This is a genomic window from Maribacter algicola, assembly GCF_003933245.1.
Taxonomy (GTDB): domain Bacteria; phylum Bacteroidota; class Bacteroidia; order Flavobacteriales; family Flavobacteriaceae; genus Maribacter; species Maribacter algicola.
The window spans coordinates 476,216-496,818 of sequence record NZ_QUSX01000001.1 but is presented as its reverse complement, the minus strand read 5'-3'; the positions used below and the strand labels follow the sequence as shown (position 1 = coordinate 496,818).

General features: G+C 41.8%; 15 protein-coding genes and 1 tRNA gene. 12 read left to right on the top strand and 4 right to left on the bottom strand.

What is annotated here, in order from left to right; genetic code table 11:
- Positions 1–147: 147 nt before the first annotated feature.
- On the top strand, positions 148–1,329 hold the full coding sequence (locus tag DZC72_RS02130; protein WP_125221259.1) for a DUF4249 domain-containing protein: 1,182 nt from the start codon (positions 148–150) through the stop codon (positions 1,327–1,329).
- Positions 1,280–3,751, top strand: a complete 2,472-nt coding sequence (locus DZC72_RS02125) for a TonB-dependent receptor (protein ID WP_243641624.1) — start codon at positions 1,280–1,282, stop codon at positions 3,749–3,751. The genes DZC72_RS02130 and DZC72_RS02125 overlap by 50 nt, the downstream gene beginning before the upstream one ends.
- Here DZC72_RS02125 and DZC72_RS02120 read toward each other — a convergent pair whose 3' ends face one another.
- Positions 3,752–4,078: a T9SS type A sorting domain-containing protein gene (locus tag DZC72_RS02120; RefSeq protein ID WP_125221257.1), complete on the bottom strand. Its 327-nt coding sequence runs from the start codon at positions 4,076–4,078 to the stop codon at positions 3,752–3,754.
- A 258-nt stretch (positions 4,079–4,336) separates the two neighbouring features.
- On the opposite strand from DZC72_RS02120, the gene DZC72_RS02115 reads away from it, so the two are divergent.
- Positions 4,337–4,897, top strand: a complete 561-nt coding sequence (locus DZC72_RS02115) for a hypothetical protein (protein ID WP_125221256.1) — start codon at positions 4,337–4,339, stop codon at positions 4,895–4,897.
- Between the two features lie 76 nt (positions 4,898–4,973).
- Here the strand turns inward: DZC72_RS02115 and polA are convergent, their stop codons facing one another.
- Both polA and DZC72_RS02105 read right to left on the bottom strand, forming a co-directional pair.
- On the bottom strand, positions 4,974–7,808 hold the full coding sequence (gene polA / locus DZC72_RS02110; RefSeq protein WP_125221255.1) for a DNA polymerase I: 2,835 nt from the start codon (positions 7,806–7,808) through the stop codon (positions 4,974–4,976).
- Between the two features lie 73 nt (positions 7,809–7,881).
- Positions 7,882–8,877: an isoaspartyl peptidase/L-asparaginase family protein gene (locus DZC72_RS02105; protein WP_125221254.1), complete on the bottom strand. Its 996-nt coding sequence runs from the start codon at positions 8,875–8,877 to the stop codon at positions 7,882–7,884.
- A 40-nt stretch (positions 8,878–8,917) separates the two neighbouring features.
- Between DZC72_RS02105 and DZC72_RS02100 the strand changes: the two genes are divergently transcribed.
- From DZC72_RS02100 to DZC72_RS02090, 3 genes are all read left to right on the top strand, one after another.
- On the top strand, positions 8,918–9,640 hold the full coding sequence (locus tag DZC72_RS02100) for a copper homeostasis protein CutC (RefSeq protein ID WP_125221253.1): 723 nt from the start codon (positions 8,918–8,920) through the stop codon (positions 9,638–9,640).
- Between the two features lie 57 nt (positions 9,641–9,697).
- Positions 9,698–10,927, top strand: coding sequence for a metallophosphoesterase (locus DZC72_RS02095; protein WP_125221252.1), 1,230 nt, complete (start codon positions 9,698–9,700; stop codon positions 10,925–10,927).
- A gap of 92 nt (positions 10,928–11,019) precedes the next feature.
- Positions 11,020–11,316, top strand: coding sequence for a thioredoxin family protein (locus DZC72_RS02090; RefSeq protein ID WP_099545861.1), 297 nt, complete (start codon positions 11,020–11,022; stop codon positions 11,314–11,316).
- 31 nt (positions 11,317–11,347) lie between these two features.
- Here DZC72_RS02090 and DZC72_RS02085 read toward each other — a convergent pair whose 3' ends face one another.
- Positions 11,348–14,698: a glycosyltransferase family 117 protein gene (locus DZC72_RS02085; RefSeq protein ID WP_125221251.1), complete on the bottom strand. Its 3,351-nt coding sequence runs from the start codon at positions 14,696–14,698 to the stop codon at positions 11,348–11,350.
- Between the two features lie 168 nt (positions 14,699–14,866).
- On the opposite strand from DZC72_RS02085, the gene DZC72_RS02080 reads away from it, so the two are divergent.
- The 6 genes from DZC72_RS02080 to infB all read left to right on the top strand — a co-directional run bounded on the left by DZC72_RS02080 (position 14,867) and on the right by infB (position 20,576).
- Positions 14,867–14,937 (top strand) — tRNA-Gln (locus DZC72_RS02080).
- A gap of 188 nt (positions 14,938–15,125) precedes the next feature.
- Positions 15,126–15,521, top strand: a complete 396-nt coding sequence (locus DZC72_RS02075; protein WP_125221250.1) for a response regulator — start codon at positions 15,126–15,128, stop codon at positions 15,519–15,521.
- A gap of 102 nt (positions 15,522–15,623) precedes the next feature.
- The gene (locus DZC72_RS02070) at positions 15,624–15,950 is read left to right on the top strand and encodes a hypothetical protein (protein ID WP_243641623.1); all 327 of its coding nucleotides are present in this window, start codon (positions 15,624–15,626) and stop codon (positions 15,948–15,950) included.
- A 171-nt stretch (positions 15,951–16,121) separates the two neighbouring features.
- Positions 16,122–16,583 carry a ribosome assembly cofactor RimP gene (gene rimP / locus DZC72_RS02065; RefSeq protein ID WP_125221249.1) on the top strand — a complete coding sequence of 154 codons (462 nt, stop codon included), beginning with the start codon at positions 16,122–16,124 and terminating at the stop codon, positions 16,581–16,583.
- 12 nt (positions 16,584–16,595) lie between these two features.
- Complete coding sequence (nusA, locus tag DZC72_RS02060; RefSeq protein ID WP_125221248.1) at positions 16,596–17,828, top strand: transcription termination factor NusA; 1,233 nt, start codon at positions 16,596–16,598, stop codon at positions 17,826–17,828.
- 42 nt (positions 17,829–17,870) lie between these two features.
- On the top strand, positions 17,871–20,576 hold the full coding sequence (gene infB, locus DZC72_RS02055; protein WP_125221247.1) for a translation initiation factor IF-2: 2,706 nt from the start codon (positions 17,871–17,873) through the stop codon (positions 20,574–20,576).
- Positions 20,577–20,603 lie beyond the last annotated feature (27 nt).

Sequence of the window (20,603 nt, the reverse complement as noted above, 5' to 3'; positions counted from 1 at the left end):
AACCTTCCAATGTCCTTGGGAGGTTTTTTTTTGGTTGAATTCATGGAATTGGTCAAATTATTTAAAACTAGGTTATCCATTAAAATGGTATCTTTCACTTGTTTAGAACATTATAAAATCTTTTGCTTTATATCCTAATTGATTCCCATGCGACATTTTTCATTTTTTGATCGCCTTCTTAATTATTGTTATGAGAATTTTTTCGTCAGGCCTTTGGCTGTAATTATTGTTTTTTCGTTTTTGCCGTATGGCTGTATTGACCCCGTTCCACCGGAATTTGATTATGAGGATGGCCTCATTTTTATAGAGGGTTTTGCCAGTTCTAATGCCGGTGCTTCCTATGTTGGCATAAATGAATCTGTCACGGAATTTGGGGTTAGGGGATTAAATTTCATTCCGGGAGCATCTGTCACTGTAGAAAATCTAGACAGTGGCCTTTCAGTAAATTTCCTCGAATCCGAAGATGCCTATTTGGCACCTTTGGATTTTAAAGTTTCCCCAGGGGAACGTTGGAAACTTATAGTGGCGATGCCCAACGGAACCGTTTATGAGTCGGAACCCGAAATCGTTTTATCTCCTGTCCCCATTACAGAGGTTGCCATCGACTATGACCCAGAGTTGGAGTTTAGGCCCTCGGTAAACCGATTCATACCCGGGCACAAGATTTCGGTAAGTTTTGACGATCCTGCAGGTGCTGAAAACAATTATTACTGGAGCTATCGCTCTTTTGAAAATTTGGATTATTGTATTCGTTGTAACGAGGGTATCTATAGAAATGGAGGTTGTATCCCCTATGATTTAAGAGGGAGGCTCTATAGATATTTTGATTATATCTGCGAAACCGAATGTTGGACTATCAGGTATCCCGAATCGGTAAATATCTTTGATGATACATTTTCGAACGGGAAAACGGTTGCCGGTCTGGAAGTGGGTTCTTTACCATTGTATACTAAGGAAAATATGGTAGTAGAGGTACAACAATTCTCCTTGACCCCCGCTGCCTATAAATATTACAAAGTATTAAAGGATATTGTGGACAATGCGTCGGGTTTCAATGCCCCTCCGCCCGCTGCCTTGGTCGGAAACCTGTACAACATTAATGATTCTGAGGAATTCGTATTGGGAAGGTTTACAGCGGCCGCTTCTTCCGTGGTCAATATGTATGTTGAAAGGGAGCTTATCAACGAAGCTGCTATAGCTACCAGGCAACCTCCTGCAGTATCCTTGGAACCTACGTTAGGTTCGCCCTATCCGCCTCCACCAACCAATTTGGCTCCCTGTGAAGAATCGAGATATAGAACCGCAATTGAACCTGAGGGTTGGCAGTAACACCGAACAAATGACACTAAAAAACCAATCCATTGTAATCATAGTACTTCTGTTTTCTGCCTTTATATCCTATTCCCAAGACTTTACCTTGTCTTTAATTGTTATAAACGAGGAGACCAATATTCCCTTGGAAAATGCCCAAATTTCCATTACACCTTGTAACTGCGGGGGAATAACCAATGAGGCAGGAAGGTTTTCCATCGATTTGCCAGGTGGGGATTATACGGCAACCGTAAATTATATTGGGTTTACAAAGGAGGTTTTAAACGTTACTTTGAACCAAAGTAAAGTAATAACGGTTAAATTATGGCCGGAGGAAGAGCAGCTTTCGGAGGTTGTTGTGCGTGCCAAGCGTATATTGGACAATTTGGAAACACCGCAAATGGGCGCGTTGGAACTGAATGCCCAAGAGCTTAAAAAAATACCGGCCGCGATTGGAGAATTTGATGTGTTGCGGGGTATGACATTATTAGCGGGCGTAAACAATGCCGGAGAGCTCAGTAACGGACTATCGGTACGGGGCGGGTCGTTGGATCAGAACCTCTTACTTTATGATTATGCCCCGGTTTTTAACCCTACCCATTTATTTGGTTTGTTTTCAGTGTTTACTCCAGAATCGGTTTCCTCGGTGGATTTGTATCGGGCAAATATTCCTTCCCGTTATGGCGGAAGAACAACCTCAGTATTGGATGTAAAGGTCAAAAATCCGTATACAAATAAATTTAAATTGAGCGGAGGCGTAGGTATCATTTCAAGTAGGTTGTCCATAGAAACACCCTTGATAAAGGATAAATTAATGATGAGCCTTGGGGGAAGGGCGGGCTTCACGGATTTTCTTCTACCAATATTCTCTGAACGATTAAAGAATACCAAGGCTAATTTTCAGGATGCTACCCTAAAATTATTGTATTTACCAACGGAAAACGACCAAATATCCTTTACCGGTTTTTATACCAAGGATTTCTACCAGTTGGATTTGATAACCAAAATCCAAAACATCAACGCAGAAAATAACCAATTTGATTTTAAGACCTTGAACGGCACCCTTAACTGGACACATAGTTTTAGCAATGACCGTATTCTAAGGACCTTGTTGGTGATGAGCGATTATAATCCCAAAACCATTTTTCCGGAACAACAGAGCGATAATGAAATTGAGTTTGACTCCGGTATTAAATATGTGAGCTTTATTTCGGAATTGACAAATACCATAAATGAAGAGATTGATTACTACGGTGGGGTCCAAATCAATAAGTACACCATTCAACCTGGCAATCTAGACCCTGGCAATGGCAACAGTATTTTACCTGTTGATTTGGCACGGGAGAACAGTTATGTTTTTTCGGGTTATGGAAACTTGAATTGGTTGTTGGGTGAGCGGCTTAAATTTTCCGCAGGCCTGCGTTTTAATCATTTTGTGTTCGTGGGTCCTTATACCCAGGGTTCTTTTGATGATATTACGGGAGAACTTTTGGGAACCACCTTTTTTGAGAAGGGTGCCGGTGTAAAAACGTATAACGATTTGGAGCCTAGGGTGGGACTAAACTATAAACTTGGAGAAGTAACCTCCATCAAGGCGAGTTTTGCTAGATTGAACCAATACCTTCAAAATGTGTATAATTCAACGACACCCTTGCCCACTTCACGTTGGAAGACTTCGGACCCCAATATCGTTCCCCAAAATAGTGACGCCTATGGTTTTGGTATTTATACAGGTGTAGCGGACAATACCATTGAACTCGGTTTGGAGGGCTATTATAGAACATCGGATAATAATCTTACCTATAAACCAGGTGCGGACTTCTTCTTGCAGGAATATTTGGAAAGGGATATTGTTCAGGCCGAAGGTAAGGCCTATGGGGCTGAATTGAGTTTTAGGAAACCCAAGGGTAAAGTCAACGGATGGTTCAACTATACTTGGTCCAGAAGTTTATTGCGCTCTCAAAATGAACGGTTGGCCGATAGAATCAACAACAACGAATGGTTTGCATCTGATTTTGACAGGCCTCATGTATTCAATGGAACAATAAATTTTGAGGGAGACCCCTACAATACCTGGAGTTTCAATTTTACGGCGCAAACAGGTCGACCCTATACGGTAGCCAATAGCGTTTTTAAAATTGAGGATTTGGAGGTTCCCATTTTTTTGGAAAGAAATAATGCCCGATTGCGCCCGTATCACAGGCTGGATTTTTCATGGAAGGTCTCCTACGGAAAGAACCCTAACCGAAAATGGAAAGGTGATTGGATTTTTACCATTTACAATGTGTACGGAAGGAGAAACCCGTTCAACGTCTATTATACACAAAGACAGGGTGTAGAGGATGGTGCGATTTTTCTGGATAGTCCTTTGGGCTCCTATGAGCTTTCCGTTTTGAATAGTCCCTTACTTGCCTTAACCTACAATTTTGTTTTCGATTAATTACTGTTTCACAAATTTCTTATGGACGTTCTGTTCCGTGGAGCGAATTGAAAGCAGATAGATTCCAGGTTCGAGGTTTGCAACGGGAATATTCAATGCCTTGTTCTTAATTTCCCATTGATAACCCACTAATGTATTGCCATAAGTATCCGTGATTATGATGGAGGCCGTCTTGCAATTCCATAGGCCAAGTACGTTTATGACATTAGTGGCAGGGTTGGGAAAGACTTTTACTTCCTTCTCCGATGAATTTTGGTCTAAACCTTCTTGTTGTGAAAACAAAAGGTTGGTGAATAAACAAATTGACAAAAGTGCTATTCGTTTCATAAGTCTACATGCGTTGTGGAAGCTAAACAAATAACGCCTTAAAAATTCTCTTTAGTACTCTTTTAAGAGTCTTTAACTTTTAAGTTTGATTTATCCGTTGGACATTATTACAACGATTGAAATAATGTTATATTGATGCAATACGCTGTGAAAATGAATTATTGAGGGTAAAATAGCATAGAAATTGGTCAAAATTCTTGTTTTCGCCTGCAAAAAAGATCATCAATTTTGTACCGTATAATTTTAATATACGGAGTTATGAAACAAAGAAAAGTATACCCAACAATTTGGCAATCAATTCCATATTCATTGGATATGATGGATTATTGGTACACGAATGGGCACAGCATACCAGATTTGACCCTTGTGAACGACATGGCCTTGAACAGAGGAGTTTCTGAAATGATATTGAACGTTTCCAAAATATCCGTTATGGACGATAACGGAAAAGAACATTTTATGACAAATTTCAATGGAAATAAGGCCTTGAACCTGAAAGGGCTTCATACTGGTTTGTATCTAAAAACCAAAGAAGGTTTAAATCTTCAACCTGGCAAATACAAAACGTTCCGATTTTATCTAAATGGTAATGGAAATTATTTTTTCAATAAGGATAAGAATATGGAAGCGGTTCATGGTTTTCCTTACATGGATTTTAATATCCAAAATGGATTGGTTATTCAAGCAGGGGAATCCAAAAAAGTGATTCTACGTTTCGATTTTGAACCTTTTTCTTTAGCTAGTTATTTCAAACCCTTTTTAAACATTTTTAAAAGATCCAGAACGACAACCCATAAGTGGGCCAATAGTATGAATTAAGATTTTCTTTAAAAAGTAAAAACTGAAAAGTAAGGGCACCCTTGTGGGTGCCCTTTTATTTGATTAAGTGCCAATTTTAATGCGCCACCAGCCAGTTTTCTCCCATGCCCAGTTCCACATCCAGTGGAACGGCCAATTCATAGGCGTTCTCCATTTCGGATTTAATCACTTGCTTTAGGGTTTCCAATTCGGGTTTGTAAATGTCAAAAACCAATTCATCATGTACTTGAAGCAGCATTTTCGATTTGTATGCGCCCTCGATTAACTTCTTGTGAATATTGATCATGGCTATTTTAATAATATCCGCAGCACTTCCTTGTATTGGGGCATTTACCGCGTTTCTTTCCGCAGCTCCACGAACAACGGCATTGCTTCCGTTGATGTCCTTTAGGTAGCGTCTTCGGCCCAGTACGGTTTGTACGTATCCGTGCTCGCGGGCAAAATCGACCTGTTCACTTATATAGTTTCTAAGCTTCGGGTAGGTTTTATAATAGGTATCTATCAAATCTTTGGATTCTGAACGCGATAGATCTGTCTGATTGCTAAGACCAAAGGCCGAAACCCCGTATATAATTCCAAAATTGACGGTCTTGGCATTGCTTCTTTGTTCTCTAGTTACTTCTTCCAAAGGCACGTTAAAAACCTTTGAGGCGGTAGAGGCGTGAATGTCCTCCCCGTTTTTAAAGGCTTCTATCATGGTGTCCTCCTCGCTCAAGGCTGCAATGATGCGCAATTCTATTTGCGAATAATCCGCTGCCAATAATATGTAATCCTCGTTTCTTGGCACAAATGCCTTTCGTACCTGTCTTCCCCTTTCCGTTCTAATGGGAATATTCTGTAGATTGGGGTTGTTACTGCTCAAACGTCCGGTGGCGGCAACCGTCTGCATATAGTCGGTATGTACCCTGCCCGTTGACTTTTCTACCTGTTCCGGTAAGGCATCCACATAGGTACTTTTCAGTTTGGCGAGCCCCCTGTAATCCAAAACATTCCGAATGATTTCGTGGTCCTTGGCCAGATAGGAAAGTACGTCCTCTGCCGTGGAATATTGCCCTGTCTTGGTTTTCTTAGGTTTGTCTACCAACTTCATCTTATCGAAAAGGATTTCACCAAGCTGTTTTGGTGAGCCGATATTAAATTCTTCCCCAGCGGACTCATAAATTTGCTGTTCCAGATTGGCGATATCGTTCTCCAGATCCTTTGAGAGGGACTTTAAAAAATCGATATCCAAATTGATGCCTTCCAGTTCCATATCGGCCAAGACCCTCAATAAAGGTATTTCGATATCCGCGAAAAGCCCGTCCGTTTTGGCTTCCGCCAATTCCGGTCTAAAATGTTGGGAAAGTTGAAAGGTGATATCCGCATCCTCCACGGCATATTCCGTTTGTTTTTCCAAAGGTACTTCCCGCATGGAAAGCTGATTTTTTCCCTTTTTGCCGATGAGCTCCGTTATGGAAATGGGGGTATAGTTCAGATAGGTTTCGGAAAGCACGTCCATATTGTGGCGCATATCTGGATTGATGAGGTAATGGGCCAACATCGTATCAAAAAGTTTACCTCGTACCTTAATGTTGTATTTGTCCAGTACCTTAATGTCATATTTTAGGTTCTGGCCGATTTTTTCAATATTCTCCGATTCAAAAAACGGGCGTAATTCCTCGATGAGTTCTTGGGCCTTGTCCCGGTCCTTGGGGAACGGAACATAAAAGCCCTTGGTGGCCTCCCAGGAAAAGGCGATACCCACCAATTCTGCCTCCAAAGGATTGATGGAAGTGGTTTCCGTATCAAAACAAACGGAAGCCTGTTTCATTATATTCTGTAGGAACAACTTCATGGCCATGCCAGGGGCCACACTCTGGTACACATGGGGAACATCGGTAATGGTATTTCTACTGGAAGTATCCTTGATCGTAGCTGGTGAAGCGCCATCACCACCAAAAAGGGAAAATTGGCCACTACCTGCGGAGGAAGCTATTTTTTGGCCTGTTTCCGTGCTGGTCACCTGGGTTTCGGTAATTTCTTCTTCCCCCGAAAAGATTTTTATGAACTGTTCCTTGAGCCTTCGAAACTCCAATTCCTCGAATATTTTTTGAACGGATTCACTATCCGGTACGGAAAGCTCGTAGTCCTCGGCATTGAAGGTAACGTCACAATCCGTACAAATGGTGGCCAGTTTTTTTGAAAGTCGACCCAGTTCTGCGTTTTCAATGATTTTCTCCTTCATCTTTCCTTTAAGCTGGTCCGCATTTTCCAAAAGACCTTCCAAGGACCCGAACTGCTCAATAAATTTTTTGGCCGTTTTGTCCCCAACTCCCGGTAGGCCTGGAATATTGTCACTGGCATCGCCCATCATGCCCAGGTAATCGATTACCTGGTCCGGCCGCTCTACCCCAAACCGTTTTTGGACCTCCGGGATTCCCCATATCTCGATTCCATTGCCCATACGTGCGGGTCGGTACATAAAAATATTTTCGGAAACCAGCTGCCCAAAATCCTTATCTGGAGTTACCATGAAAACTTTATACCCTTCTTTTTCCGCTTGTTTTGACAGGGTGCCAATGATATCGTCCGCTTCCCAGCCCTCAAGAACAACTGACGGAATATGCATCGCCTTGAGAATTTCTTGGATATAGGGAATCGCAATGCGTATGGCATCGGGCGTTTCGTCCCTATTGGCCTTATATTCGGGGAAAAGTTCAGTTCTTTCAGCACTGCCGCCTTTGTCAAAACAAACGGCCAAATGGTCTGGTTTTTCCCTCTTTATCACATCGAACAAGGAATTCATAAAACCCATGATGGCACTGGTGTCCATTCCCTTGGAATTGATTCGAGGATTTTTTATAAGGGCATAATATCCACGGAATATCAATGCATAGGCATCCAGTAAAAACAGTCTTTTTTGGTCTGACATTTTTGAAAATTATCGGTGTGAGGTTAAAAGTACGAAGTTTGTTTTAAAGCGGTCAAGGTATGGGCTATCGAACCTACGATTTTAAATAACTACCCGATGGATTGTTCACATGACCTTCCTTGGTATACGTTCTATACGTAAACCCTGGATGAATGCAATAGGCCCCGGTTTCCCCCTTTTTATTGATGGCAATAAACCCAATTTGGAAATCCTGCTTGTCCTTGTTCTTGGCAATGATGCGTTTCACACCTTCCTCACAGGCCTCTTGGGGTGATTTGCCCTGGCGCATAAGCTCAACGATCAAAAAACTGCCCACGGTCCGTACCACTTCTTCGCCAACCCCCGTGGCCGTGGCCCCGCCAACCTCGTTGTCTACAAAGAGTCCGGCACCAATGATGGGTGAATCGCCCACGCGTCCTGCCATTTTGTAGGCCATACCGCTGGTGGTACAGGCTCCCGCAATATCTCCATTTTTATCAATGGCCAACATGCCAATGGTATCATGGTTTTCAATATTGATGATGGGTTTGTACTGGGATGTTTTTTTCCATTCCTCCCATTCCTTTTTCGATTTTTCGGTCAATAGGTTGGTCCTTTCAAAACCTTGTTCATAGGCAAACTTTTCCGCACCTTTCCCTACCAATATGACATGGGGGGTTTCTTCCATGACCTTTCTAGCTATAGAGATGGGGTTGGCAATATTTTGAATGGCCAATACCGCACCGCAATTCGCATCTTTGTCCATGATACAGGCATCTAGCGTAACATTTCCGTCCCGATCTGGTCTGCCTCCATTTCCAACCGTTTGGTTATCCAGATTGTTTTCTTCGATCATGACCCCTTGATGCACGGCATCCAAGGCACTTCCCCCAAGCTTTAATACGTCCCATGCCTTGGCCGTGGCATTGCCAAAATCCCAGGTGCAGATAGCTATTGGAATAGTGGCTTTTGATACGTTGGTCTTTGGTTTTGGGTTATTTGTATAGGTATCCGTTGCAGCTATTATGGGGGTTGTCAACATGCCGGCGGTAAGGGCGCTGGAATTTTTCAGGAACTTTCTTCGTTGCATTGGTCAGGTTCTTTACTTTTAAGCAACTAAATATATGAAGATGTTAGTAGAAGTTTGTGCAAATTCGCTGGAATCTGCCATCAATGCGGAAAAGGCAGGGGCCGATAGAATTGAACTTTGTTCTGAGTTGGCCGTAGGGGGCATAACACCATCCTATGGATTGTTGAAGAGCATCAAGGAGCGGATTTCCATACCCGTACATGTACTGATCCGACCTCGAAGCGGTGATTTTTCCTATTCCGAAGCTGAATTCAATATAATGCTCAAGGATATTGCCTTATGCAGTCAGCTAGGTGTGGAAGGTGTGGTCTCTGGAGTATTACATACAGATTTCACATTGGATGTGGAAAGGACAACTACTTTGATTGAAGCCTCAAAGGGAATGAAGTTTACGTTTCACAGGGCCTTCGATTGGGTGAAGGATCCAAAAGATACGCTGAAAAAGCTGGAAGACCTCAAAGTAGATTATTTACTTACGTCCGGTCAACGGAAATCGGCCATAGAAGGATTATCCTTATTGAAGGACTTGAAGGGGCATTTTCCGCATATAACGATCATGCCCGGTTCTGGTATCAATGATGCAAATGTCCGGTCATTCTTGGAGGAAGGTTTTGAAGCCATACATTTGTCGGGTACAAAATTTCATCGAACATTGGCGTCCCCTCCACAAATATCCATGAATTCCGTATACTTTCTAAACGATGACAAATTGGGGATTTCAAATTTTGAGACCATAAAGGCCCTCGTGGATAAGGTTAAATAAAAACCAAATGCACCACTTACCAATTACCTGTAAAATATATTTGCAAAAAAGAATGGCATGCTACGTTGGATAATTTTTGTGTTGTTATACTTAGGTTTGAGCTTTTATATAGTCCAGGCCTTGCGAACCTTGTTTAGACAACCATGGGTTTATCTACTCTACCTCGTGGTTTCCTTGGCTATATTGATTAATTTCATCTATCAATTTACGGCAGGAGAGGAAGCAGGTCGTGTACTGAGTAGGCCAAAAAGTTATGCCTTTGGCTTTTTGCTGACCATGTTGTCCTTTAAGTTGGTCATTATCCTTTTTTTGTTTTCCGAAGATATTTTTAGGATTCTAAGTGGGACCTACCAAAGACTCTTTGGGGCCTCCAAGGAGTTCAGCCTTCCGGAAAGGCGCAGGTTTTTGAGTGTGATAGCATTGGGAATAGCCGCTTTGCCCTTTGGGGCTTTGTTATATGGTATGTACAAGGGAAAGTATAATTTTAAAGTGCTCAAATATACCCTTGAATTTGAGGATTTGCCCGATAGTTTTGATGGTTACCAAATCACCCAAATATCCGATATCCATAGTGGAAGTTTTGATGACCGAAAAAAAATAGAATACGGCGTAGGTCTTATAAATAAGCAAAAAAGTGACCTATTGCTTTTTACCGGGGATATGGTGAACAACAAGACAGAGGAAATGCTGCCTTGGGCCGGGTTGTTCAGTACGTTGGAGGCAAAGGACGGTAAATTCTCCGTGTTGGGCAATCATGATTACGGGGATTATATCGCCTGGGAAACCGAAGCGTTGAAACGGCAGAATCTAGAGGATTTGAAGGACCTGCAACGAAACATGGGTTTTGACCTTTTGCTCAACGAACACAGGTACCTTCAAAAAGGGGAGGACCGTATAGCCCTGGTGGGAGTAGAAAACTGGGGAAAGGGTGGCTTTAAAAAGGCTGGAGACCTTAAAAGGGCCGCTTCTGGGTTGCAACCCAATGATTTTACCATTTTAATGAGCCATGACCCCTCCCATTGGTCGGAAGAGGTTATACATCATGAAAAGCATTTTCACCTAACCTTGAGCGGACATACGCACGGGATGCAATTTGGTATCGAAATACCTGGTTGGATAAAGTGGAGTCCTGTAAAATGGCGGTATCCCCACTGGGCAGGCATTTATAAAGAATTGGGTCAATTTATTAACGTTAATAGGGGCTTTGGTTTTTTGGGCTATCCAGGAAGGGTAGGAATATGGCCGGAGATAACGGTGATTACCTTAAAAAAGAAGGCCTTAACATGATTTTAACTTGTCCCAATCTACACAATACCCAGTGCTAGCGTTGTATTTTAACATTTTTTACTACATTTGGCGAATAACGTAAAGCCTATTCTATGTCTAAATTTGGTGAACTTATAGACTTGAATGTTCCCGTTCTATTGGATTTCTACGCTGAATGGAACGAACAATCCACCTCCATGCATCAGGTAATGCGCGATGTGGCCGCTGCCTTAGGGGATAAGGGCAAGGTTATTAAAATAGACGTGGACAAGAACAAGGAACTTTCCCAGGCGTTACGTGTTAAAGGTCTCCCTACACTTATGATTTATAAAAAAGGTGAAATGGTATGGCGCCAAAGCGGCGAGCAGGATGCCAAAACCCTAATTGGAATATTGAACGAATACGTTTAGTCGCTTACCTCATTTTATCATCTACCATCCTCTATTCCATTGGATTACCAACGGTGTCCTGTAGAAGATCTGTGGTGGTGTTATCCGTGCTAATGGTATCGCTCATTGGCAAGGTGTCTATTGTCATATCCGGATTGTCCTGAAATTCACCTTCTGGCATTTCAAAGCTGTCCTCATCTTTGTAGAAGTGCTGAAATTTATCAATGTACTCATTGAAGATCAAGGTTTCTTTTTCGGCAAAATCCTTTTCATCATTGGCGATTACCGTATCGATGTTTCTTCGATAAGCTTCCATATCGGCAATAATATTATCGATATTTCCATATTGTTCATCCAAGCTGGTGGAAGCGTAATATTCCAATCGTTCTTGATATGTTTTCTTCAGGACACCAAATAATTCTCTGGCCTTTGAAGTCTCCCCTACTTTATAATAGCCGTCTACAAACGGCTCTACCAAAGAGTAATATCCAAAGGCTTCCACGGGCATATTGGTGAGGGACATTTCAATGATTTCCTTGGCCTTGTCCATTTTGTTCTCCTTTATCAAGGCTTCCATCAAGCGTGCTAGGTTTCCTCTGTAACTTACACTTTGGATTCGGGTTTGTGTATCGTGGTAAATATCTCCCCCGGCATTTCCCCAATCCCATTTTTTAACGATGTCGTACATCAGGTCGGTATCAATGCGGCCCATTTCAAAGGAGTTGGGTCTTTCGGTCCTAATGGGTACCAATTTATAGGCAAGTCCGTCCAATTGCAGATAGTCCTTCATCCAGAGGTACTCCGCATCGTCAAAACTTCCACCTGAGAAATAAAGCGGACGCTTCCAGTCATTGTTGGCCAGGATGTCCAGCATCATCATACTTTTTTTGGTAATGACACTTGGTAGGTTGATGTCGATGTAATCTACTATTTGTGCAGAATCCTTTGGTTTTACCAAACCGCTTTCCAAAACATTTTTTTTATTAACGGGTACGCGGATTTTATTGGTGGGGTAATACACCATATTCTGGGTGTTTTCCGAATAATTGCTTATATCCGCCCCTTGTTGCTCTAGAAGATAGCCTAGTTTGGTCCTTGGTTTATCGCTGTCGATCCAATTGATGAAATCCTTGATCGGCCATCTGTTTTCCGTAATACCTTGATGGTAGAGTACATCCCTCGATCCAAACCGATATTTATCGTGTTCAATCTGTGAAGGTATGGGGTCGCTTTCATAGGCCTTCCGCTTCATTTGGTCTACATACCAATCTGTTTCGAACAAGCTGGTACATACGATGCGGACATCGGTACGATATCCTTCAATCTCTTGGGCATACCATAATGGGAAGGTGTCATTATCACCAATGGTGAATAATATGGCCCCTGCATCCTCTTGGCACGAATCCAAATACGATTTGGCGGATGAATTTGCCGTAAACCTATTGGAGCGGTCATGGTCGTCCCAGTTCTGAACGGCCATTACCGTGGGTACAGCTAGGAGACACGCCACCACAACTACGGGAGCCAGGATTTTTGGTGTAATCCAGTCCTTGAATCCGTCGTAAAGGCCATAAACGCCAAGCCCAATCCAAATGGCAAAAATATAAAAGGAGCCCACTAGGGAGTAATCACGTTCCCTAGGCTGAAAAATATAAGGATTGGTGTAAAACTGAATGGCAAGCCCAGTGAAAAGGAAAAACATCATTAGCACCCAGAACTGCTTTGGGTCTTTGGAAACCTGAAATACCAATCCAATGATTCCCAATAGCAGCGGTAAAAAGAAATAGGTATTCCTGCCAGGGTTGTTGAGAATGTCACTTGGAAGGTTATCCTGACTTCCCAATCTTGCACTATCGATGAAATTGATACCACTCAACCAGTTTCCATTTTCGTTATAGCGTCCTTGTACGTCATTTTGTTTCCCCACAAAGTTCCACATGAAATAGCGCATGTACATGTAGTTGAACTGGAACTCGAACATGTATTTAATGTTGTCCCAAACGGAAGGTGGCTGAACTTCGATATAGTCACTGAATCTTTTTATGAAGCTGATATATTGGTCTGCGTCAATCTCGCCATTTTCAAATCCGGTCTTCACTTGATTGATGGCTTCGGCCAAGTCCGCATTGTATTCCGTCATTTTAAAATCCAACGGACCAAAATACTGCATGTAATTGGAAGCATGCTGTGAGCTCCACATTCGTGGCAATAAACCCTGATGGTCGGGATTGGGGCCTTGTTCAGAATTTTTGTATTTGTTTACAATGATATATTTTCCCAAGGTGTAATCCTTTTCATATTTAGGCTTTCCATCCCTGTCCTCTCCCGCAGGAGCGAACATATCGGAATAATATGAACCGTAGACCGGGCTATCAACACCGGGATACTGCTCCCTATTGTAATAAGCCAAAAGGGCACGGGCGTCCTCTGGGTTGTTTTCGTTGATGACCACCTGTGCATTGGCACGAATGGGGAGCATCAACCAAGACGAAAACCCTAGAAAAAGGAACATCAGGCAAAGCACAATAGTATTTGCGACCTTATAGTTGTTCTTGCGAGTGTAGCTAAGGCCAAAATAAAAGGCACCAATGAAGAACAGTCCAATAATTATGGAACCCGAATTGAATGGTAAACCGATGGAATTTATAAAGAATACCTCTCCCCAGCCAAATAACATAAGTACATAGGTTAGGGAAAACTTATAGACCAACATCAAAATGGCAATCACAATGATATTTGCCAAAAGGAAGTTTTTAACCGTTGTTTTTTTATAGGTCTTAAAATAGTAAAGCAGGCCAATGGAAGGAATTGCCAAGAAGCCCATAAACTGGACACCAAAGGTTAGGCCTACCACAAAGGAAATCAGCACGAGCCAACGGTTGCCCCTGGGATCTTCCAAATTATCAGTCCATTTGAGTCCCAGCCACAGCAACAAGGCCATAATCAAACTTGCGGAGGCATATACCTCAGTCTCCACGGCATTGAACCAGAAGCTATCGGAATAAGTAAAGGCCAAGGAACCTATAAGACCACTTCCCAATATGGCAATGGCCCTGCTATTGGTCATGGGCTCATCCTTGTCCAATAATTTTTGGACTAAATTAGTAATGGTCCAAAACATGAACAGTATAGTAAAAGCACTGGATACACCTGAAACTAAATTGACCATCATGGCGACTTGGCTGGGTTCTAAGGCGAACATGGCAAAAAAAGCACCAATCATTTGTAACAACGGTGCCCCTGGTGGGTGTCCTACTTGGAGCTTGGCCGAAGTAGCGATGTATTCACCTGCATCCCAAAAACTATTGGTAGGCTCAACTGTAATAAAGTAAGTGATAAAGGCAATAAAAAAGACGGTCCACCCGAGAAGGGTGTCCCATTTTTTGAAGTTCTTTGAAAACATGGAACCTTGGTTAAAGCTATCCGGCGAATTTACTAATTTATATAGATACCAACCCATTATTTTTATAAACCTTTAACAGGCAAGGAAATAGGTGTTTTTACTTTTTTGATTCAAAAAATGTTTGCTCAAACCAAACTTTGTTTTAAATTTGCACGCTCTTAAAGGTATTGGCCCATGGTGTAATGGTAACACTCCGGTTTTTGGTACCGTCATTCTAGGTTCGAGTCCTAGTGGGCCAACTGATAAATTAAGAATTCGAAATCCCAACATGCGAAGATGTTGGGATTTTTTTTTGACTATTTTTAAGGCCTTATAACTTTTTCAGGTGAAATGACCATTGGTACATATAATTTGGCAGTTCATCTTTAAAAATCATTTTGTTTTTCCAGATGGATTAAGTTCACAGTCTCAAATCTTAATAGTTGGTATGCAAATACACCTTGTAATTGTGGACGATTCCAATATTTGGCTAAATATCGCGGAAAAACTGGCACGTTCAAACCCTTTTATTGCAAGTGTGTCCACGTACAATGACCCTATGGACGCCTGGATATATTTACAAACCTCAAAGTCCAATGTTTTAATGACGGATATAGAAATGCCCATGTTGGACGGTTTTTCCTTTGTTGCCATGTTTGGAAGAAAGTTGCAAATTATTTCGAGTTCCACGAGAGAGGAATTTGCCAAACATATAATGAAATTGGGTTGTTCCAACTTCTTGTCGAAGCCATTTTCAAAAGACGCCTTTGATGGGGCTATTGCTGATATTTATCAGAAGGCATCGTCTACAAGACCAAAAAAAGTTGTAAAGACCTTTGGTTGATATTTCGTACATTGTCAATTGTTTTGCATCAATATTATTTTGAAAAAAGACTGAGTGTTTGTTACTAACCCATAGCTTTGTTCCAATCTTAAAACCAATGATATGAAGTTGACCGCAAAAAGTTTAAAAATCATCTTGGCGTTTGTGCTAATTGGTTTTGGTGCCGGTATCTATCTTCAGGATTTACAACACCGCAAAAGTACCCAGCATGCTTGGAAGGCTAATAGATATAATCTTTCAAGATTTGATAAAATCACTGAATACAATAAAAAAATGAATGCGGCCAATTGGAGGATGATGCGGGATAGCATTCAAAGTCAGTTGGATACTTTGATGATTTTGAGGTTTCGCAGGGAAGTTGATAGTATAAATGATTTGAACGTTCAAGTGGAAAAATCCCAAACCGCGGGTATGTTGGGTGGAATTTAGTGTTTTTGTTTACGTTTGGACCTTTATTTTTAACTGCTTGATGATAAATTATTTATTTGAAATCTGACAACGTATTGCAAACAACAAAGATTGTTGTATATTTGCATCACTGAAAGAATAAAAGTATTCGTGAGGGGACAATTTGTCCCCTCTTTTATTACTTGGTTTTTTATGTTAAAGGAAAAAGTAAGGGAATTGTTAGAAAAGGGTTTGGAAGAAGATTCCTCACTCTTTTTGATTGACTTTGCCGTTTCCCCCGATAATAAAATAAAGGTCGTAATCGATGGAGATCATGGGGTGACGGTCAACGACTGTATCAAAATAAGTAGGGCCATTGAGCATAATCTTGATAGGGAGGAACAAGACTTCTCTCTTGAAGTTGCCTCGGCTGGAGCAACTTCGCCGATGGTCATGCCCAGACAATATAAAAAGAATATAGGAAGAAAATTGGAGGTTGAGACCTTTGGTTCATCTTATGAAGGCAAGCTTGTCCAGACCAACGATGAATATATTGTATTGGAGTGGAAGGCTCGGGAGCCCAAACCTATTGGTAAGGGGAAAGTTACGGTTCAGAAAAGGGAGGAAATACCGTTTTCGGAAATAAAAAAAGCAAAAGTTATATTAAAATTTTAATTGTAATTACCAATGGAGAATATTGCGTTAATTGAATCTTTCTCGGAGTTTAAGGATGACAAGTTCATAGACCGGGTAACGCTTATGGCAATTTTGGAGGATGTTTTTAGGAACGCCCTTAAAAAGAAATTTGGATCAGACGATAATTTTGATATTATCATTAATCCGGACAAGGGAGATTTGGAAATTTGGCGTAATCGGGTGGTAGTAGAAGATGGTGAAGTTGAGGACCCTAACGAAGAGATATCACTTTCCGAGGCACGAAAGATAGAGCCCGATTTCGAAGTAGGCGAGGATGTATCGGAAGAGGTAAAATTGATTGATTTGGGTAGACGGGCTATTTTGGCATTACGCCAAAATTTGATCGCCAAAATCCATGAGCACGATAATACCACAATTTACAAACAGTTCAAAGACCTCGAAGGTGAGATTTACACGGCCGAGGTACATCATATACGTCATAAGGCGGTTATCTTGTTGGACGATGAAGGCAATGAAATTATCCTCCCAAAGGATAGGCAAATTCCATCTGACTTTTTTAGGAAAGGGGATAATGTTAGGGGCATTATTGAAAGTGTGGAATTGAAAGGAGCCAAACCTACCATAATCATGTCTAGAAGTTCTCCCATTTTCTTGGAGCAATTGTTCTTTCAGGAAATACCGGAGGTTTTTGATGGACTGATTACAATTAAAAAAGCAGTACGTATTCCTGGTGAAAAGGCCAAAGTAGCCGTGGATTCTTATGATGATAGGATTGATCCGGTTGGTGCCTGTGTGGGTATGAAGGGCTCTAGGATACATGGTATAGTCAGGGAATTGGGCAATGAAAATATAGACGTAATCAATTGGACCTCCAATCCCCAACTGTTGGTCACGAGGGCTCTGAGTCCGGCCAGGGTTTCCTCGGTCAAATTGGACGATGAAAAGATGACGGCCCAGGTATATTTAAAGCCAGAGGAGGTGTCCAAGGCTATAGGTAGGGGAGGTCATAATATACGTTTGGCAGGTCAACTAACAGGTTATGAAATAGATGTTTTCAGGGAAGGTGTTGAGGAAGATGTGGAATTGACGGAATTCTCGGATGAAATCGACGGATGGATTATCGATGAGTTTAAGAAAATAGGATTGGATACCGCAAGGAGCGTATTGGATCAAGATGTGGACGATCTGGTAAAACGGACGGATCTTGAGGAGGAGACAATTATTGAAGTTGTGCGTATCCTAAAAGAAGAATTAGAAGATTAGCTATATATTAGCGAATAAATAAAAGAACGGGAATCAGTATTTATGGCAGACAATCCAAAAATAAGACTTAATAAAGTTCTTCGGGAGCTTAATATTTCCTTGGACAGGGCAGTAGATTACTTGAACAGTAAAGGACATGATGTGGACGCTAGGCCAACCACAAAAATTTCCGATGAGGTGTATCAGGTACTACTGGATGAGTTCCAGACCGATAAGAGCAAAAAAGTTGCTTCTAAGGAGGTAGGGGAGGAAAAGCGAAAGGAAAAAGAAGCCATACGGATCCAGTTGGAACAGGAACAAGAAGAGCGTCGACTGGCCCGTGAAAAGAGAAATGCGGCCCAGGACGAGCAAAAATTGGTAGGAAAAGTTGAACTTGCAGGTCTTAAGACGGTCGGTAAAATTGATTTGAATCCTAAGAAAAAGGAAGTCGTTCCGGAAGTTAAGGAAGAAGAAAAACCTAAGGAAAAGGAGGAGCCCGTAGCGTCTGTACCAGTCGAACCTGAAGAGCCCAAAAAAGAGGATAAAACCCAAACTAATCCTCCTGTTGCCCAAAAAAGTAAAGAGGAGGTCCCACAGGTCAAGTCGGATGCTCCGGAAACCTTGGAGACCCAATACAAAAAATTAACGGGTCCCAAAATTACGGGCGATAAAATAGATCTTTCCAAGTTTCAAAAACCCAAAAAGAAGAAAGAGGAGAAGAGCAATACAGATAGTTCTGACCGAAAGAAGCGAAGAAAGCGTATTGTAAGTAAAAATACTTCGGGGCCAGGTCAATCCACTAAAGGAGGCAACGCGAATGATCGTAAAGGTAACAGACGTTTTTCAGCACCAAAGGTAGAGCCCACTGAGGAAGATGTGCAAAAGCAAGTACGGGAGACCCTCGAGAAATTGCAGGGTAAAACCAAGAAGGGTAAAGGTGCCAAATATAGAAGGGACAAAAGAGATCAACATCGTCAGCAGACTGAAAAAGATCTTGAACAACAAGAACTGGAAAGTAAAATCCTTAAGGTTACGGAATTCGTAACCGCAAGCGAGGTCGCTACGATGATGGATGTTTCCACTACCGAAATTATTTCGGCATGTATGTCGTTGGGCATTATGGTTACAATGAACCAGCGTCTGGATGCGGAAACCTTGTCCATAGTAGCGGATGAGTTTGGTTATGATGTGGAATTTGTAACAGCTGATATTGAGGAAAGTATTGTTGTAGAAGAGGATGCACCTGAAGATTTGGAGCCAAGGGCGCCTATTGTTACGGTGATGGGGCATGTGGATCATGGTAAGACCTCTTTGTTGGATTATATTAGGGAGGAGAACGTAATTGCAGGTGAAAGCGGCGGCATTACCCAACATATTGGTGCTTATGCCGTAACCTTGGATAATGGCCAGAAGATTTCATTCCTGGATACTCCAGGTCACGAGGCGTTTACGGCGATGAGGGCCAGAGGTGCCCAAGTAACGGATATTGCGATTATTGTAATCGCCGCAGATGACGATATAATGCCGCAAACAAAGGAGGCAATCAGTCATGCACAGGCGGCTGGTGTACCTATTGTGTTCGCCATAAATAAAGTGGACAAACCAACGGCCAATCCAGATAAGATCAAAGAGGGGCTAGCCCAGATGAACTTGTTGGTAGAAGATTGGGGAGGGAAAATCCAGTCCCATGACATATCTGCCAAAACAGGACAAGGTGTAAAGGAATTATTGGAAAAAGTGTTGTTGGAGGCTGAACTATTGGAGTTAAAGGCAAATCCCAACAAACTTGCATCCGGTACGGTTGTGGAAGCCTTTTTGGATAAAGGAAAGGGTTATGTGTCCACTATTTTGGTACAAGCTGGTTCTTTGAATATTGGGGATTATGTCCTGGCCGGAACTACGAGTGGAAAAGTAAAGGCCATGCAGGACGAGCGTGGTAAAAATGTTACCAAAGTGGGACCATCGCAACCCATATCTATATTAGGTTTGGATGGTGCTCCACAGGCAGGTGACAAGTTCCATGTATTGCAGGACGAACGGGAAGCCAAGCAAATTGCTGCTCGAAGGTCCCAGCTACAGCGTGAGCAATCGGTTAGGACGCAACGTCATATCACTTTGGATGAAATAGGCAGACGTATTGCCTTGGGCGAATTCAAGGAATTGAATATTATACTTAAAGGTGATGTGGACGGTTCCGTCGAGGCCTTGACGGATTCATTCCAGAAACTCTCGACCGATGAAATTCAGGTGAACATCATTTACAAAGCGGTAGGACCTATAACGGAGTCCGATGTATTGTTGGCTTCTGCATCAGATGCTATTATCATTGGATTTAATGTTCGGCCTATGGGCAATGCGAAGACCATTGCTGAAAATGAAGAGATAGATATCAGAATGTATTCCATTATTTACGACGCCATCAACGATCTTAAGGACGCAATGGAGGGTATGCTTTCTCCAGAAATGAAAGAGGAAATTACAGGTACGGCTGAAATTAGGGAAACTTTCAAAATATCCAAGATAGGCACTATTGCCGGTTGTATGGTGACCAGTGGCAAAATTTATAGGAATTCCAATATACGCCTAATTAGAGACGGTGTGGTAATCTATACTGGCGAACTGTCGTCCTTAAAGCGATTCAAGGATGACGTTAAGGAAGTTTCCAAAGGATATGATTGCGGACTTCAAATCAAGAACTACAATGATATCTATATTGATGATATTGTAGAGGCTTTCCAAGAAGTAGCGGTCAAAAAGAAGTTGAAATAACGATTTTTTTCAATAATTTATAAAAAA

Bases quoted from the DNA above. Each gene is read 5' to 3' on its own strand.
- DZC72_RS02130 (WP_125221259.1), top strand. From the start codon at position 148: ATGCGACATTTTTCATTTTTTGATCGCCTTCTTAATTATTGTTATGAG.
- DZC72_RS02105 (WP_125221254.1), bottom strand. From the start codon at position 8,877: ATGCAACGAAGAAAGTTCCTGAAAAATTCCAGCGCCCTTACCGCCGGC.
- nusA (WP_125221248.1), top strand. From the start codon at position 16,596: ATGGAGAATATTGCGTTAATTGAATCTTTCTCGGAGTTTAAGGATGAC.
- DZC72_RS02095 (WP_125221252.1), top strand. From the start codon at position 9,698: ATGCTACGTTGGATAATTTTTGTGTTGTTATACTTAGGTTTGAGCTTT.
- rimP (WP_125221249.1), top strand. From the start codon at position 16,122: ATGTTAAAGGAAAAAGTAAGGGAATTGTTAGAAAAGGGTTTGGAAGAA.
- DZC72_RS02115 (WP_125221256.1), top strand. From the start codon at position 4,337: ATGAAACAAAGAAAAGTATACCCAACAATTTGGCAATCAATTCCATAT.
- DZC72_RS02100 (WP_125221253.1), top strand. From the start codon at position 8,918: ATGTTAGTAGAAGTTTGTGCAAATTCGCTGGAATCTGCCATCAATGCG.
- infB (WP_125221247.1), top strand. From the start codon at position 17,871: ATGGCAGACAATCCAAAAATAAGACTTAATAAAGTTCTTCGGGAGCTT.
- DZC72_RS02120 (WP_125221257.1), bottom strand. From the start codon at position 4,078: ATGAAACGAATAGCACTTTTGTCAATTTGTTTATTCACCAACCTTTTG.
- DZC72_RS02085 (WP_125221251.1), bottom strand. From the start codon at position 14,698: ATGTTTTCAAAGAACTTCAAAAAATGGGACACCCTTCTCGGGTGGACC.
- DZC72_RS02090 (WP_099545861.1), top strand. From the start codon at position 11,020: ATGTCTAAATTTGGTGAACTTATAGACTTGAATGTTCCCGTTCTATTG.
- polA (WP_125221255.1), bottom strand. From the start codon at position 7,808: ATGTCAGACCAAAAAAGACTGTTTTTACTGGATGCCTATGCATTGATA.
- DZC72_RS02075 (WP_125221250.1), top strand. From the start codon at position 15,126: ATGCAAATACACCTTGTAATTGTGGACGATTCCAATATTTGGCTAAAT.
- DZC72_RS02070 (WP_243641623.1), top strand. From the start codon at position 15,624: ATGAAGTTGACCGCAAAAAGTTTAAAAATCATCTTGGCGTTTGTGCTA.